This window comes from Actinoplanes sp. NPDC024001 (assembly GCF_040638955.1).
In the GTDB taxonomy this organism is placed as follows: Bacteria; Actinomycetota; Actinomycetes; order Mycobacteriales; family Micromonosporaceae; genus Actinoplanes.
This window is the reverse complement of record NZ_JBEZZB010000054.1, coordinates 15,930-31,666: the sequence shown is the minus strand read 5'-3', so window position 1 is coordinate 31,666 and position 15,737 is coordinate 15,930. Positions and strand designations below refer to the sequence as shown.

Annotated in this window: 14 protein-coding genes; 4 read left to right on the top strand and 10 right to left on the bottom strand. The window is 70.4% G+C overall.

Annotated elements, in window-relative coordinates; genetic code table 11:
- Window positions 1-3: 3 nt before the first annotated feature.
- The 7 genes from AB0F81_RS21965 to AB0F81_RS21935 form a co-directional block, all read right to left on the bottom strand.
- Window positions 4-1,530 (bottom strand): Re/Si-specific NAD(P)(+) transhydrogenase subunit alpha, encoded by a 1,527-nt coding sequence (locus AB0F81_RS21965; protein WP_360200038.1) that lies wholly within the window; start codon window positions 1,528-1,530, stop codon window positions 4-6.
- A 168-nt stretch (window positions 1,531-1,698) separates the two neighbouring features.
- Window positions 1,699-2,859, bottom strand: coding sequence for an acetylhydrolase (locus AB0F81_RS21960; RefSeq protein WP_360200036.1), 1,161 nt, complete (start codon window positions 2,857-2,859; stop codon window positions 1,699-1,701).
- A complete protein-coding gene (locus tag AB0F81_RS21955) occupies window positions 2,856-3,200 on the bottom strand; it encodes a transcriptional regulator (protein WP_360200034.1) in 345 nt (114 codons plus the stop codon). The genes AB0F81_RS21960 and AB0F81_RS21955 overlap by 4 nt, the downstream gene beginning before the upstream one ends.
- On the bottom strand, window positions 3,197-3,874 hold the full coding sequence (locus AB0F81_RS21950; protein ID WP_360200032.1) for a hypothetical protein: 678 nt from the start codon (window positions 3,872-3,874) through the stop codon (window positions 3,197-3,199). Before AB0F81_RS21950 ends, AB0F81_RS21955 begins: the two co-directional genes overlap by 4 nt.
- Before the next feature lie 44 nt (window positions 3,875-3,918).
- Entirely contained in the window at window positions 3,919-5,259 is a 1,341-nt protein-coding gene (locus tag AB0F81_RS21945) for a dipeptidase (RefSeq protein ID WP_360200030.1), read from the bottom strand.
- Window positions 5,256-5,684, bottom strand: coding sequence for a hypothetical protein (locus AB0F81_RS21940; RefSeq protein WP_360200028.1), 429 nt, complete (start codon window positions 5,682-5,684; stop codon window positions 5,256-5,258). The genes AB0F81_RS21945 and AB0F81_RS21940 overlap by 4 nt, the downstream gene beginning before the upstream one ends.
- Entirely contained in the window at window positions 5,681-7,093 is a 1,413-nt protein-coding gene (locus AB0F81_RS21935; protein ID WP_360200026.1) for an APC family permease, read from the bottom strand. Before AB0F81_RS21935 ends, AB0F81_RS21940 begins: the two co-directional genes overlap by 4 nt.
- Before the next feature lie 187 nt (window positions 7,094-7,280).
- Between AB0F81_RS21935 and AB0F81_RS21930 the strand changes: the two genes are divergently transcribed.
- The 3 genes from AB0F81_RS21930 (at window position 7,281) to AB0F81_RS21920 (ending at window position 11,194) form a co-directional block, all read left to right on the top strand.
- Entirely contained in the window at window positions 7,281-8,783 is a 1,503-nt protein-coding gene (locus AB0F81_RS21930; protein WP_360200024.1) for an MFS transporter, read from the top strand.
- Between the two features lie 82 nt (window positions 8,784-8,865).
- Window positions 8,866-9,948 carry a hypothetical protein gene (locus tag AB0F81_RS21925; RefSeq protein WP_360200022.1) on the top strand — a complete coding sequence of 361 codons (1,083 nt, stop codon included), beginning with the start codon at window positions 8,866-8,868 and terminating at the stop codon, window positions 9,946-9,948.
- A 262-nt stretch (window positions 9,949-10,210) separates the two neighbouring features.
- A complete protein-coding gene (locus tag AB0F81_RS21920; protein ID WP_360200020.1) occupies window positions 10,211-11,194 on the top strand; it encodes a hypothetical protein in 984 nt (327 codons plus the stop codon).
- An 11-nt stretch (window positions 11,195-11,205) separates the two neighbouring features.
- Here the strand turns inward: AB0F81_RS21920 and AB0F81_RS21915 are convergent, their stop codons facing one another.
- Complete coding sequence (locus tag AB0F81_RS21915; RefSeq protein ID WP_360200018.1) at window positions 11,206-12,348, bottom strand: glycosyltransferase family 39 protein; 1,143 nt, start codon at window positions 12,346-12,348, stop codon at window positions 11,206-11,208.
- Between the two features lie 185 nt (window positions 12,349-12,533).
- Window positions 12,534-13,226 carry a response regulator gene (locus AB0F81_RS21910; RefSeq protein ID WP_360200016.1) on the bottom strand — a complete coding sequence of 231 codons (693 nt, stop codon included), beginning with the start codon at window positions 13,224-13,226 and terminating at the stop codon, window positions 12,534-12,536.
- A gap of 198 nt (window positions 13,227-13,424) precedes the next feature.
- Here AB0F81_RS21910 and AB0F81_RS21905 point away from each other — a divergent pair, with 198 nt between their 5' ends.
- On the top strand, window positions 13,425-14,105 hold the full coding sequence (locus AB0F81_RS21905) for a transposase (RefSeq protein WP_360200014.1): 681 nt from the start codon (window positions 13,425-13,427) through the stop codon (window positions 14,103-14,105).
- On the opposite strand, the gene AB0F81_RS21900 is transcribed toward AB0F81_RS21905, so the two are convergent.
- Window positions 14,059-15,675 (bottom strand): ATP-binding protein, encoded by a 1,617-nt coding sequence (locus tag AB0F81_RS21900; RefSeq protein WP_360200012.1) that lies wholly within the window; start codon window positions 15,673-15,675, stop codon window positions 14,059-14,061. The genes AB0F81_RS21905 and AB0F81_RS21900 overlap by 47 nt on opposite strands.
- Window positions 15,676-15,737 lie beyond the last annotated feature (62 nt).

Below are 15,737 nucleotides of genomic sequence, written 5' to 3'. Positions count from 1 at the left end.
AGATCAGCTCCTGGAGAACATGGCGAGCATGCGGCGGGTCACCGCGAAGCCACCGAAGATGTTGATGCTGGCCAGCAGGATCGCGACGAACGAGAGCGCGGTCACGACGGCGTCGCCGTGGCCGATCTGCAGCAGGGCGCCGACGACGATGATCCCGGAGATCGCGTTGGTGACCGACATCAGCGGCGTGTGCAGGGCGTGGTGCACGTGCCCGATCACGTAGTAGCCGATCACGATCGCCAGGGCGAAGACGGTGAGGTGCCCGCGCAGCGCGGCCGGCGCGGCGGCGGCGAGCAGGAACAGCGCGGCTGCGCCGCCGCCGATCACCGCGAGCTGCCGGCCGGGCTTCTTGACCGGCACGGGTACGACGGCCGCCGCCACCGCCGGGGCGACCGGGGCGGCCGGGTTCGCCGACACCGACACCGGGGGAGGGGGCCAGGTCAGCTCCCCGTCCCGGACGACGGTCATCGAGCGCTGCACGACGTCGTCGAAGTCCAGGACGAGCTGCCCGTCCTTCTCCGGGGTCATCAGCTTCATCAGGTTCACCAGGTTGGTGCCGTACAGCTGGGAGGCCTGCGCGGGCAGGCGGCCGGGCAGGTCGGTGTAGCCGATGATCGTCACGCCGCCCTCGGTGACGACCACCTCGCCGGGAACGGTGCCCTCGACGTTGCCGCCGTTGGCCGCGGCCATGTCGACGATGACGCTGCCCGGTTTCATGGTGGCCACCATCGCGGCGGTGATCAGCCGCGGCGCCGGCTTCCCGGGGATCAGCGCGGTGGTGATGATGATGTCGACCTCGGTGGCCTGCGCCGCGTAGAGCTGCGCGGCACGCTCGTTGTAGTCCTCGGACATCTGCTTGGCGTAACCGGTCGACGAGACCTCGACGTCGCCGGCCTCGACCGACAGGTACTCCCCGCCGAGCGATCGGACCTGGTCGGCGACCTCGGGGCGGGGGTCGGTGGCTCGTACGATCGCGCCCAGACTGCCGGCCGCGCCGATCGCCGCGAGGCCGGCGACGCCGGCGCCGGCGACCAGCACCTTGGCCGGCGCGACCTTGCCGGCGGCGGTGACCTGGCCGGTGAAGAAGCGGCCGAAGGCGTGCGCGGCCTCGACGACGGCCCGGTAACCGGCGATGTTCGCCATCGACGACAGCACGTCGAGGGACTGGGCACGGGAGATGCGCGGCACGGCGTCCATGGACAGTGCCGTGATCGGCCGGCGGGCGAGGTCGTCGACCAGGTCCGGGTCCAGGCGCGGGTTGAGCATGCCGATCAGCGTGGTGCCCGCGGCGAGTTTGTCGAGCTGCTCGGCCGGAGGCGGATTGATCGCGAACACGATGTCGGCGGCGAGCGGGTCGCCGATGGTCGCGCCCGCGCCGGCGTAGGCCTCGTCCGAGAACGAGGACGCCGCGCCGGCGCCGGCCTGCACCACCACGCCATATCCCAGTTTGACCAACTCCGCCACGGTGGCGGGTGTGGCTGACACCCGCCGCTCACCCGGATCAGGGTCACGCGGTACACCGATGATCATTAGTTGACTCCCGGTTGAAGTTGATCCTGAAAACGTGCGACGTGGGTCGCCGGTTCAACGCGTCCGATATTTTGTTACTCGCCAGTAGGGAGAGGTTAGGTGCTCGGGCGCGAAAAGCCCAGAGTCCAACACACCCAATGTCACCGGAGGATCGCGCTGAGGCAACGTTCAGTCGAGGTGGCACACCTCCGGGAAGGCCGGGCTGGGTCCCGCCAGCAGCCGCTGCGGCCGGTGCCGCAGATGCAGGTCGAAGAAGGCGAGCGGGTACGCCTGCTGGATGCGCACCGCCCGGGCCGGGTCGAGGGTGCCCACCCAGCCGGTGAGTTCCTCGCCGCTCATCCCGGTGAGCCGCGCCAGCTGCGGAATCAGCCACTGCTGATCGTTGTACGACCCGTGGGCCGCCCCCTTGGCGCGCAGGTTGAGCCGCCATCCTCGCAGGAGCGACCAGAACTGCGCGACGCTCGGCTCGGAGGTCCGGGTGAACTCCGCGCTCATCAGCAGGAACGGCCGGTCCAGTTCGGCGACCGGCGGCTGCGACTGCATCTCGCCGTCGAAGCCGATCCCGGCCCGGACCCGCCGGTCGACGTTCATCACCAGGGCGGTCGCGGTCGCCGCCTTCGACCAGCCGAACATGCCGACCCGGCGCAGTTCGAGGGCGGCGCCCAGGCCGGCCGGCAGCGGTCGCCCACCGGCGTCGGGATTGCGGCCGGCGGCGATCTCCTCCAGCCGGTCGAGGACGAACTGGACGTCGCGCGCGTGGTCCCACGGAGTGAGAGGCAGGTCGTCGGCGGAGACCACGAGACGGCCGTCCGGGAACTCGGTGAAGCCGTCGTACGGGGTGTCGACGGTGACCACGACGTAGCCGTGGCTGGCGAGTTCCTGCACCACGATGGTGGTCTCGGCGCGGCAGGTGTTGTTGCCGTGCGAGTACATCACCACGGGCAGCCGGCCGGACCCGGGCAGGACCGCAGCGCCCTCGTGGCCGGCGGTCAGGGGTGCGGCCGCGACCCCGGGGTCGAAGCCGACGGACTCGATCAGTGCCCGCCAGGACGCGTCGGGCATCCACGGCGCGACGGGATGCCGCCGGATGTCGCGGGCAGCGGGATACCAGACACCGGCCATCAGCTCGAGCGGGCGACCGGGGCCGGCGACCGGGTCCGGCCGGGAGCGGTCGACGAGGTGCAGCGACACCGTGCCGACGCGGTGTGGCCCGGTGGGCCGGGGGAGTGTGAGCCGGGCCGGGGCCGCCCGTCCCGGGCCGGCGATGCCGAGCGGCACGGCGGCTCCGGTGGCCAGGGCGGTCGCGAGCAGGTGGCGGCGGGTGATCATCGGTCCTCCCGGGGGTTGGTCTCGACCCGTGCGATGAGCAGCTTCAGCCGCCCGATCTCCTCGGCGAGCGCGGCGGTGCCGGCCGGGGTGAGCGTGATCCAGGTGCGGCCGCGCTTGCCCTCATAGCCCTTCTCGACCTCGACCAGCCCGGCCGTCTCCAGCACGGTGACGTGCTGGGAGAGGTTGCCGGCGGTCAGCTGCAGCTGGGTGCGCAGATAGCCGAACTCGACCCGGCGGGCCTCGTGCGCGATGGTGAGGATGCCCAGCCGGACCCGCTGGTGCACCACGTCGTCCAGCCCGGTGACCGGGTGCGACTCGGGGGCGCCGGCGTCGGCGGTCATCGGCGCCACCGGCGGGCCGCCGCGAAGCCGGCCGCGCCGAGCAGCAGCACCGCGCCGTTGATCACCTGCTGCGGCACGAACTCCGCCCGGACGTTGCTGTGGTCCTGCCAGCCGAAGTTGATCGGCACCAGGACCACGGCCAGGTAACCGAGGGTGAAGATCAGCAGGGCGACGTTGCGCTCCAGCCGGGCCAGCACCAGCAGCGCGACCCCGATCGTGCCCCACGGCGCGACCAGGCGGTCGAGCACGAGCACCCAGGACGGGAACGGGTCGGCCGGCGGGTTGTCGAACAGGAACAGGCGCGCCAGCAGCCACACCACGGTGAACAGCACGGTCAGCCCGGCGCCGGTGATCGCGTACGGCAGCACCCGGGCGCCCAGCCCTCGCGCCCGGGCGACCCGCACGTAGCAGTAGGCGATCGCCGCATAGGCCAGCAGCAGCGCCACCGGCCAGTAGAACAGCACGCCCTGGCGGGCGAACTGGCAGCCGTCGCCGGTGCAGCGCACCACCATGCCGTAGTAGTCGAACGGGATGCCGGCGAACGTCACGGCGGCCAGCACCAGCAGGGCGATCCAGGTGGCCCGCTGGTCACGGCGCACCCGGTGGGCCAGGGCGCGCGCGTTGGAGAGCAGCCGGCGGGGATCCCCGCCGGCCTGTACCGAGTCGGTTGTCATGCCAACAGGTTTCCATTACAAACCTGTTGGCGCTAGTGCCAAATTTAGATTTGTTGATACCGCTGGAGGAAGAGCGCCTCGGCATGCGCCAGCCGGGCGATCTCACCCGGGTCGACACTCTCGTTCGGCGCGTGGATCAGCGCGAGCGGCTCCTCCACGCCCATCAGGACGATCTCCGCCTCCGGGTAGGTGTCGGCGAACACATTGCACAGCGGGATCGATCCGCCCTGACCGAGAGTGGTCATGTCCCGGCCGAACGCCTCGCGCATCGCCGAGGCGAGCGCCCGATAGGCCGGCCCACCGGTGTGCGCCTCGAACGGCTGGCCGATCGCCTCCCGCGCGACACTGATCCGCACGCCCCACGGCGCCGCCGCGTGCAGGTGCGCGATCAGCGCGTCCTCCGCCTTGGCGGCGTCGGTGCCCGGCGGCACCCGCAGGTTCAGCCGGGCCCGGGCGTGCGGCTGGATCGCGGCCGCCGAGCCGACCACCGGCGGGCAGTCGACGCCGAGGATCGTGACCGCCGGCCGGGCCCAGAGCATGTCCGAAACCGTGCCGTCGCCGAGCAGCCCCACCCCGTCGAGCAGCCCGGCGTCGGCGCGGAACTGATCCGTGGGATACGGCGCCCCGCCCCAGGTCTGGCCGCTCTCCAGCCCGGCGATCGTGGTGTTGCCGGCCGCGTCGCGCAGCGTGGACAGGATCTGCACCAGGGCGGCCAGCGCGTCCGGCGCCGCGCCGCCGAACATGCCGGAGTGCAGTTCGCCGGCGAGCGCCTCGACCGTGACGACCACGTTGACCATGCCGCGCAGCGTCACCGTGGCGGCCGGCACGCCCACCGCGGCGTTGCCGGTGTCGCACACCAGAATCGTGTCGGCACGCAGCAGGTCCGGGTTCCGCACGACGAAGTCCTCGAGGCCGCCGGTGCCCTGCTCCTCGGAACCCTCGACGATCAGTTTCAGGTTGACCGGCACGTCGCCGCCGAGGGCGCGCAGCGCGGTCAGGTGCATGATGATGTTGCCCTTGCAGTCGGCTGCGCCCCGGCCGTACCACCGGCCGCCGGTCTCGGTCAGCTCGAACGGCGGGGTGCGCCAGGCGGCGGCGTCCAACGGCGGTTGCACGTCGTAGTGGGCGTACAGCAGCACGGTGGGCGCGTTCGGGACGGTTGCCGGCCGTACGCCGAAGACCGCTTTGCTGCCGTCGCTGGTCTCCCGCAGGCCGAGGTCGGTGAAACCGACCTCGGCGAAGTGCTCGACCACCCAGTTCGCCGCCTTCGTGCACTCCTCCGGCGGATACTGCCGGGGGTCGGCGACCGACGGGATGGCCACCAGCTCGGCCAGGTCGATGCGGGCCTGCCCCATCAGGCCGGCGATCCGGTCGGCGAGGCTCATCCGGCCACCTCCGAGAGCTTGAGGTCGTCCACGACCTGCTGGTACGCCTCCAGGTTCTGCGGGCAGTAGACCTTGGTGATCAGCAGCTGGCCCTGGACCACCTTCTCGTCGGCGATCACCGGCCGCTGTCCCGGGCCGGCCGCCCCGTTGGTGAGCTGGCTGTAGAGCGTGGCGCGGCTCAGGGCGGCGTCCGGGTCGGTGCAGACCGTGCCGCCGTCGTCGCCGAGGACCGAGGCGATCTGCTCGGTCGTCGGCACGTACATGCCGGCCGAGTTCAGTTCCACCTGCAACTGTTGAGCCTTCGCGGTGGCCACCTGATCGTCGCGGCGGTTGTCGAAAACGATCAGCCCGATGACGGCGAGCAGGAGAAACACGACACCAGCCACGATGTAGGTCGTCGTTTGATGACGGGTCTCCGCGGTCATGCCGCTGCCTCCTTCCAGGACGGCTTGCGGAACCGGTAGAAGAGGAAGGGCACGAGCAGACCGAGGCCCAGGGCGCCACCGGCCACGACGGCCAGGTAGACGCCGACGTTGCCGGAGCCGAACTGCGACGGCGGGACGAACCCGATCAGCAGGGCCGCCAGCGAGGCCGCGAAGCCGACACCGCACAGGCCGGTCAGCATCGGCGCGCGGTAGCCGCGCGGGTGATCCGGCTGGCTGCGGCGCAGGCGTACGGCGGCCACGAACATCAGCAGGTACATGATCAGATAGACCTGTGTGGTGATCACCGAGAAGATCCAGTACGCGCTGGAGACGTCCGGGATGAACGCGTAGGCCAGCGCGATCACCGTGGTGATCAGGCCCTGCGTGACCAGGATGTTCTGCTGCACGCCGTGCTTGTTGAGCTTCTGCAGGAACGGCGGCAGGTAGCCCTCCTGGCGCGAGATCAACAGCAGGCCCTTGGACGGGCCGGCCAGCCAGGTGAGCATGCCGCCGAGCGAGGCGGCGACCAGCATGATGCCGAGAATCGGGGTGAGCCACTGCGAGTCGAACGCGGCGAACACCGCGTCGAACGCCTGCATCACACCGGCGGTCAGCGACAGCTGCTCGGCCGGCACCACCCAGCTGATCGCCAGCGCGGGCAGGATGAAGATCAGCAGGACCAGGCCCATCGCCAGGAACATAGCGCGCGGGAACTCGGTGCCCGGCTTGCGCAGCGAGCCGACGTGCACCGCGTTCATCTCCATGCCCGAGTAGGACAGGAAGTTGTTCACGATCAGCACCAGGCTGGACAGTCCGGCCCAGGCGGGCAGCAGGTTGCTCGCGGTCATCGGCGCGGCCGACTCGTTGCCCTGGCCGAGGAACGCCACACCGAGGATGACCAGCAGCGCGCCGGGGATCAGCGTGCCGATGATCAGGCCGCCGCTGGCGAGCCCGGCCACGCCGCTGGTGCCGCGCGAGGACACCCACACGCCGGTCCAGTAACAGACCATGATCACGATGGCGGTCCAGACGCCGCTGGACGCCAGGTCCGGGTTGATGACGTAGGCGAGCGTGCTCGCGACGAAGCCGAGCAGGCTCGGGTAGTAGAAGATGGTCATGGCGAACTGGCACCAGACCGCGAGGAAGCCCATCGGCTTGGACAGGCCCTGGCTGACCCAGTTGTAGACGCCGCCCTCCCAGCCGGAGGCGAGCTCCGCGGAGACCAGCGCGGTCGGCAGCAGGAAGACCAGCGCCGGCACGATGTAGAGGAAGATGCTGGCCAGGCCGTAGACGGCCATCGTCGGCGAAGGCCGCAGACTGGCCACCGAGCTGGTGGTCATCAGGGCCAGCGCCACCCACGAGATGTACGCGACCGCCGGTGCGGTCCGTTTGGCTGCTGTCGTGCTCACGCTGCCTCCCAACAGCTAAGAGTCAGCCAGATCATCAGTGGGCATGGATGGTTCGCGCCTCATCCCTGGCGGGTTAGTTCGATACCGGCCGGGACTCGGCCGGAGCAACGGCACCGCGCGGTACGCCGGCCGGGCTCATCCGCTGCGAATGATGCCGGACGGCGGCCGGGGATCGACGCTGATGGTCATGACGGACACCCGCGAGTCCAGGGCCGCCGGCGCCGGCGTGCTCCTCGTCGCCTGCGTCTCCGCGCTGGTGGTCAACGCCAACACCTCGGCCGTGACGATCCTGCTCCCGGCGATCAGCGAGGACCTCGGCACCTCCCTGGACGTGCTGCAGTGGGCGGTCACCGGCTACATGCTGGTCGGCGCCGCGGTGATCGTCACGTCCGGGGCGCTCGGCGACGTGTTCGGCCGCCGGAAGGTGTTCCTCCTCGGGCTGATCCTCTTCGTCGCCTCCTGCGCGCTGATCGCCCTCGCCGGCAGCGGCGGCGGCGTCATCGCCGGCCGGATGCTCCAGGGTGCGGCCGGGTCCACAATCCTCGCCTGCGGGATGAGCCTGCTCTCGGTGGACGCGGCCGGCGCCGGGCAGATGAAGGCGATCACCCTCTGGGGCGCGGCCTCCGCGGTCGGCGCCGCGGCCGGGCCGCTCATCGGCGGGGTGCTCGTCGACGTGACCGGCTGGCAGGGCCTGTTCTGGATCGACGCGGCGATCGCCGCCGCGTGCATTCCGATCACGCTGACGGCCGTCACGGAGTCCCGGGACCCGGACCGGCCCCGCTCGATCGACGTCCTCGGCACGATCCTGGTCGCCGTCGCGCTCGTACCCCTGGTGCTCGCGCTCAGTATGAGCGGCGACTGGGGCTGGGTGTCGGTGCCGACGATCGGCTGTCTGGTGATCGCCGTGCTGGGCGGCTGGGGTTTCGTCGTGGCCGAGCGCCGGGCCGCCGCGCCGCTGGTCGACCTGCGCCTGCTGCGCAACCGGGTCCTGGTCGGCGCGACCCTGGCGATCCTGCTGGTCGCCGGCGCGATCAACGCCCTGATGTACCTGCTCAGCCTCTACTTCCAGGACCCGTCGGCGTTCGCCATGACACCCCTGGAGGCGGGCCTGGCCACGCTGCCCGCGGCCGCCGCGATGATCGCCGTCACCCCGCTGATCACCCCCTTGGCTCAGCGGATCGGCGCCGGCTACGCGATCCTCTTCGGCTTCGGGCTCGCCGTGGCCGGTTCGCTCGCGCTGGTCTTCGTCACCGCGTCCTGGACGTACGCCGCCTTCGTGCTGCCGCTCGTGGCGATCGCCGTCGGTCTCGGGTTCGCCAACGGGCCGGCCTCCTCGGCGTCCACCGCGGCGGTCTCGGCCGACGAGGTGGGGCAGGCTTCCGGCATCTCGAACATGGCCCGCTACGTCGGCGGTTCACTCGCGGTAGCCGCGGCGGCGACCGTCTCCACCGGCGTCACCGAGTCCGCCACCGCGGCCGGTGACCAGCCCGCCGACGCGCTCGCCGCCGGGCTGGCCGGTGCGTCGATCTTCCTGACCGTGGTCTCCGGCCTGGGCATCGCCCTGGTCCTGCTGATGGGACGGCACCGCGGTGACCGTGTGGAGGCAGTCCACCGCTCCGCCGCGGCTGCGGCGACCAGCCACACCATCCCGACGCGCCCGGTACCCGTGCGCCAGGCCGTCGAGAGGTGAACACACCGTGTCGTTCGCGTGAATTGACACTCCGTGGAAAACCGCCCAGCCAGGCAAGACAGCGGTTCCTACAGTGACTGCCATGCGAAGGTCCCTTGTAGCATCGACAGCCGCCGTCCTCGCGCTGTCGCTCATGCCTGCCGGGCCGGCACTCGCCGGCTCGGCTGCGGACACCGCGCCGCCCGAGATCCACTCCTTGACCTTCTCGGAGTCCTCAGTCACCGTCTCCGGCCTGGGGACGAAATTCGTCCAAGTGCGGGTCCGGCTCACCGACGAATCGGGGGTCGAGCCCATCGACTACAACCCGAGTTTCGAGCTGGCCTCGCCCTACCTGCGGCTGAACGCCGAACCGAACGGCTACATCCTGCTCCGTCTGGCGGAGGGGACTGAACAGGACGGTATCTGGGCCGGTAACATCCCGGTCACGTCTGCCTGGCGGGGGAGGATCACGCCGGTCCAGATCTACGCCAAGGACAAGACGTACGAGAACACGCTCGACATTCACCCCGGGGCGCTCGGCCTCGATCCCGTCCTGCAGGTGAACAGCTCCAACCGGCCGGCCATCGACATGACCTTCTCCCCGGAGCCGCGCAAGCCCGGCAAGCCGGTCACTCAGAAGGTCCGGGCCTGGAACACCACCACCGGCAAGCCTTGGCCCAACCTGCCGCTGCATTTCAGCTTCGACAACGGCTGCGTCGAGCCGGGCAATCTCACGTCCGCGCGGACCCGGGCCGACGGGACGTTCAAGCGGACGATCAGCGCGTGGCAATCGCAGTGGCTGCAGTGTGTCTGGGTGCCCGCGGCCAACCAGCCGGGCCTGATGTGGCCGCCGTCGGTCATCGCGGTGGACAGCGGTTTCGTCCGGACCAAGCAGTACTCGGTCACCGCGAAACCCGCCGTCACGTCGGTGAAGGCCGGCAAGAGCGTCAAGGTCAAGGGCAAGATCCGCCCGAAGGTCAAGGGCAAGGTCGTGCAGCTACAGCGGTACTACAAGACGAAGAAGGTCTGGCGCACGGTCAACACGGCGAAGGTACGCGCCGACGGGACCTACACCGTCCTGGCCACGCCGAAGGGCAAGGCCACCTACACCTACCGCGTCTACGTGGCCGGCGACCAGAGCGTGGTCGGCAACGTCTCCAAGAAGTTCAAGATCCGCGGGAAGTGAGCGATGGCCGGCACCGGCGGGTGCCGGCCCATCATCGCAATGCCGCTGCCCGTGGCTCAGACGATCGAGAGCTGAACGCACCGCGATATACGCGTGAATTCACGGTATGCGGGAAAGTGCCCGGGCAGGCAAGACAGCGGCCCCTACATTGAGTCGCATGCAGAAATCCCTGGTAGTGCCGACAGCCGCCGTCCTCGCGTTGTCGCTCATACCCGCAGGGCCGGCACGTGCCGGCCCTGCCGCGGACACCACGCCGCCTCAAGTGCACTCCATCGCGTTCTCGGAGTCCTCGGTCACCGTCTCCGGTTTGCAGACCAAGTTCGTCGAAGCGCGGGTGCGCCTGAGCGACGACACCGGAGTGCAGGAAATCTCGTACGGGTACAACCCGCCGTTCGAGCTGGCCTCCCCCTACCTACGGCTGAGCGCCAAACCGAACGACTACATCCTGCTCCGTCTGACGGAGGGGACGGAACAGGACGGGATCTGGACCGGCAACATTCCGGTCACCTCCGCCTGGCGAGGGACGATCACGCCGATCCAGATCTATGCCAAGGACAAGACGTACGAGAACACGCTCGACATGCATCCGGGATCGCTCGGCCTCAATCCCACCCTGAAGGTGAAGAGCTCGAACCGGCCGGCCATCAGGATGACGTTCTCGCCGGAGCCGCTCCCGGCCGGTAAACCGGTCGTCCAGAAGATCCAGGCCTGGAACACCACCACCGGCAAGCCCTGGCCCAACCTGCCGCTGCATCTCAGCTTCGACAACGGCTGCGTGGAGCCGGGCGGCCTCGTGGCCGTGCGGACCCGCGCGGACGGGACCTACAAGCGGACCATCAGCGCCTGGCAAGCGCAGTGGGTGCAGTGCGCCAGGGTGCCCGGCGTCAACCAGCCGGGCATGGTGTGGCCGCCGACGGTCATCACCTCGGTCGGAGGTTTCGTCCGGACCACGCAGTACTCGGTCACCGCGAAGCCGGCCGTCACGTCGGTGAAGGCCGGCAAGAGCGTCAAGGTCAAGGGCACGGTCCGCCCGAAGGTCAAGGGCAAGGTCGTGCAACTGCAGCGGTACTACAAGGCCAAGAAGGTCTGGCGCACCATCAACACGGCGAAGGCGCGCGCCGACGGCACCTACACCGTCCTGGCCACGCCGAAGGCCAAGGCCACCTACACCTACCGCGTCTACGTGGCCGGCGATGTGGACGTGGTCGGCAACGTCTCCAAGAAGTTCACGATCCGCGGGAAGTGAGCGGGGAGACCTCAGATCGCCTGGCCGGAGATGAACGGCAGCCAGCCGGCGTACCAACCGGAGAGCAGCCCCAGCGCGCCGAGCACGATCACCAGATCACGATTGCGCGCCCGGGCCAGAGCGATGGCCGGCACCAGCAGCACCGCGAACGCGGGCAGCAGGTGCCGGCCCATCATCGAGATGTGCGCGTGCGAGCCGGCCGCCAGCACCAGCGTCGCGGCGGCGAAGACCGTCAGCTGCCACGGCCCGCGCCGGGCCAGCAGCGCGAACAGCACCAGGTACCCGGCGAGCATCAGCACCGACAGGATCCGGATCGGCTTGGTGGCGTTGTCCTCACCGACCCCGATCATGATGTCCGTGACGACCTGCCAGGTCGACTGGCCGTAATCCCACCAGGCGCCGAACGTGTTCTGGTGGGTCTCGAAGAACCTGTCCACGCCGCCGAGCTTGGCGGAGGCGTAGGCGACATAGGCGAGCAGCCCGGCGGGGGCGAGCACCATCGCGGCGTACGGCCGCCAGCCACCGCGCCGGCGGGCGGCGGCGACCAGCGCGGCCAGGCCCACGGTGCCGATCAGCGCGGCCGCGGTCGGCCGGCTCAGCCCACTGATCCCGGCCAGCAGCCCCGCGATCAGCCAGCGCTCCTTGAGCAGGGCATACAGCGTCCAGGCCGACAGTGCGGTGAACAGCGACTCGGTGAACGCGCCGTTCTGCGTCAGGGCGGCCGGCGCGACCGCCCACACCGCGGCCAGCATGATTCCGGCGCGATGGCTGTGCACGTGCCGGCCGATGGCGTACAGGCCCCAGGCGGCGGCGATGGCCGAGAAGAACGAGACGATCAGGCACGCTGTCACGCCGGAGACGCCCGGCAGGTAGGTCAGCGGCCGGGCCAGCCACGGATAGAGCGGGAAGAACATCAGGCGCAACTCGTACGGCACGCCGTCCGCGTCGACCGCACCGACCGGACCGCCCAGCCCGTGCTCAGCGATCTTGGAATACCACCGCGCGTCCCAGGCCACCAGCGCGTCCAGGAACGATGTGAAGGTCCGCCACTGGTTGTTGATCGTCCCGTCCGGGTAGACCTGCCGGCCCGGATCGCGGGTGTGCGCGTGCGAGGCCAGCAGGTACATGACCTCCAGGCTGAGCACGCGCAGCACCAGGTAGACACCGATGGCCGGGGCCGCGAGGCGGGCCGAGGCCAGCAGCCGGGGGAGCGGGCGCTCCGAGATCTGCGGCGCGGGGGTGTCGTCCGCACGGGTCAGGGCGACGTCGGAAATGGGAATGCGCCTCTCTCACAACCTGTGCCGAACAACTACCGGGATCGATGCGGCACACTACCGCATCAGCGTGATCCACTGGCCCCCAGCCAGCGGTATCGGCGCTCCGGGCGGCCCGCCGCCGCGTACCGCAGGGTGACCTCGGCCCGGCCGGTGTCGTGCAGGTGCTCCAGGTAACGGCGGGCGCTCACCCGGGAGACCCCGATCCGGTCGGCGCACTCGGCGGCGGACAGCGTCTCGCCCGCCGACCGCAACGCCCGCTCCACCAGGCCGGCGGTCTCGGCGCTCAGGCCTTTCGGCAGGACGGCGGTGGACACCGGGTGGGCGGTCGCCCGGGCCAGCACCCGGTCGACGTCGGCCTGCGAGTGCACCTCGGCCGCGTCCATCCCGGTACGCCGGCTCGCGTACTGCTCCAGGCGCTGCCGCAGGTCGTCGACGCCGAACGGCTTCAGCAGGTAGTTGACCACCCCGTGCCGGACCGCGCCGCGCACCGTGTCGGCCTCCTTGGCCGCCGAGATGACCAGCACGTCGCAGTCGTGCCCGGCGGTCCGCAACCGGGCCACCACGTCCAAGCCGAACATGTCCGGCAGATAGAGGTCGAGCAGCACCAGTTCGGGCGCCAGCTCGGCGACCGCCCGCAGGGCCTCCGCGCCGGTGTGCGCGGTGCCGACCACCCGGAAGCCGGGCACCTGCTCCACGAAACCGCGATGGATCCGGGAGACCATGAAGTCGTCGTCGACGACCAGCACGTCGATCATCGAGAACCTTTCCGTGGAACCCCCGGCTTCAGCCGTGGGGAAGAAACGGATTGCCTGCGATGCAGGTCAGGGATAGTCGCTCCGCCGACAGGGCGGATGGGGGTCTGGTCAGACTTTGCGCTGGTTCTCGACATACCTCTTCCCGTCGGTGGATGTCGTTCTGTGGGTCGCAGCGGCCGGTTGTGCCTGCCCGGCAAGGTGACCGTCGCGGTCGTCTGGTCCCGCGAGCTGCCGTGCGACCCGACCAGCGTCCGTGTCTACCAAGACAACCTCGGCCACTGGTACGCGTCCTTCGTGGTTCGCCGCGAGATCGCCGCGGTCCCGGATGCGGATCTGCCGGGCCTCGGTATCGACTGGGGCGTGAAGACCACCGCCACCACTACCGACCCGGGCTTCGACCTGCCACACCTCGGGCATCGCCGTCGGTGCGCCGCCGAACTGGCCAAGGCCCAGCGCAAGATGGCCCGCCGCCGGCGACCAAAGGGCCAGGCGCCGTCGAAGGGCTACCAGGCCGCGAAGGCGCAGGCCGCCAGGATCGCCAAGAAGGCGGCCCGGCAGAACACCCACGACGCCCGCGTCTGGGCCAAGAACGTCACCGAGCACCACGCGCTGATCGCGGTCGAGGACTCCAAGCCGAAATTCCTGGCCAAGACCACCATGGCGCGTAACGCCGCGAGGACGATCCTCGCCACGGCTGAACGCCACCGTGCCAGTGCCGACGACGTCAGACATCTGATCGCCTCCTTCCGCGACGGTTATCAGGTGCAGTCCGAGCTGGAAATTCAGGGCCCTGCCCCGGAGGGAAGTCCCCCGGATTCATCCGTGGGGATCGTTAAGAGGGCACCTTCTCCGGGTGGCCGACCGTCAGGCGGGCGGTGAACATGGCTCCGTCGGGGGTGTTGGCGACCGCGACCTCCCCGCCGTGACGTTTGCAGACCACCCGGGTCAGCGCCAGACCGATGCCCCGCTCGCCGCCCTGCGCGGCCTTCGTGGTGAAACCGCGGGCGAAGACCTCCTGCGCCAGCTCCGGCGCCACACCCGGGCCGGAGTCCCGCACCGTGATCTCGACGGCGGTGCTGTCGTGCCGCAACTCCACCTCCACCCACGCGTCATGGTCGGGATCGCCGGCCGCGGCCGCGTCGACCGCGTTGTCGACGAGGTTGCCGACCACGGTCGTCACGTCCGCCGAGTCGACCGCCTGCAACCGGCCCAGATGGGTGCGCTCGGAGATGCGCAGCCGCACGCGCCGCTCGGCGGCCTGCGCCGACTTCGCCATCAGCAGCGCGGCGACCGCGGTGTCGTGCACCCGGCTGGTCAACGCCAGATCCAGCGACTCCCGGTGCCGGGCCAGGGCGCCGACATAGCGCACCACCTCGTCGTACTCGCGGATCTGGATCAACCCGGAGATGGTGTGCAGCTGGTTGGCGAACTCGTGTGCCTGCGCCCGCAGCAGCTCGGTCGAGCTGCGGAACGACCCCATCTCGCGCTCCAGCTGCGCCATCTCGGTACGGTCCCGCAGCGTGGTCACCGAGCCGAACCGGCGGCCGTCCTTGGTGACCGTCATCCGGTTCATCACCAGCACCCGGCCGCGGCGCACCACCACCTCGTCACGGTCGCCGCCGGTCAGCACGTCACCCAGCCGCCCCTCGCCGATGCCCAGCTCGGTGAGGCTGCGCCCGACACAGTCCTCGGGCAGGTCCAGCAGCGTGCGCCCGACCGCGTTGACCAGCGTGATCCGGTGCTGCGGGTCGAGCGCGACGACACCCTCGGCGATGCCGTAGAGCATCGCCTCACGATGCTCGGCCAGCCCGGCGATCTCCCGCGGCTCCAGCCCGAAGGTCTGCCGTTTGATCCGGCGCGCCAGCAGCCACGACCCGGTCAGCCCGCCCAGGCTGGCCACGCCCAGATAGATCAGCAGGTTGCCGGAGGCGTTGCGGGCCCGCTGCCAGATCGTCGGCGACCGCTCACCGATCATCACGGTGCCCAGGTGCCGCCCCAGGTTGTCACCGGGGCGGGCGCCGATCACCGGCGCCTGCGCGACCAGCTCCCGCGCGCCGTCCACGCGCAGCTCGCCCGACCAGCCGCGGCCTTCGGCCACGCCCGGATCGCCGAGCGGCAGCCGGCCGCGGACCAGGCTCGGATTGGTCGAGCTCACCACGACACCGCGGGCGTCGGCGAGCGAGACCGAGGTGACACCCGCTTGCGTACGGATGGTCTGCACCAGCGGGGCGAGGGTCTCGCCGGACCCCGGTGCGCCGAGCTGACTGCGCACCAGCGGGTTGTCGGCGAGCTGTTCGGCGAGCGCCGCCACCCGCCGTCCCTCCACGCGGTTGAACGTGGCGGTCGACTGCGCCAGCGACAGCGCGGCGATCGCCACCAGCACCACCACGATGATCATGACCTGCAGCGCGAGCATCTGTCCGGCGAGCGTGGGCCGGCGGGCGGTCACGACCACAATGAACTCAACCTCCGTTGTCGCCACAACGCAGACCCGCCGCCCGCGAAAGGGCC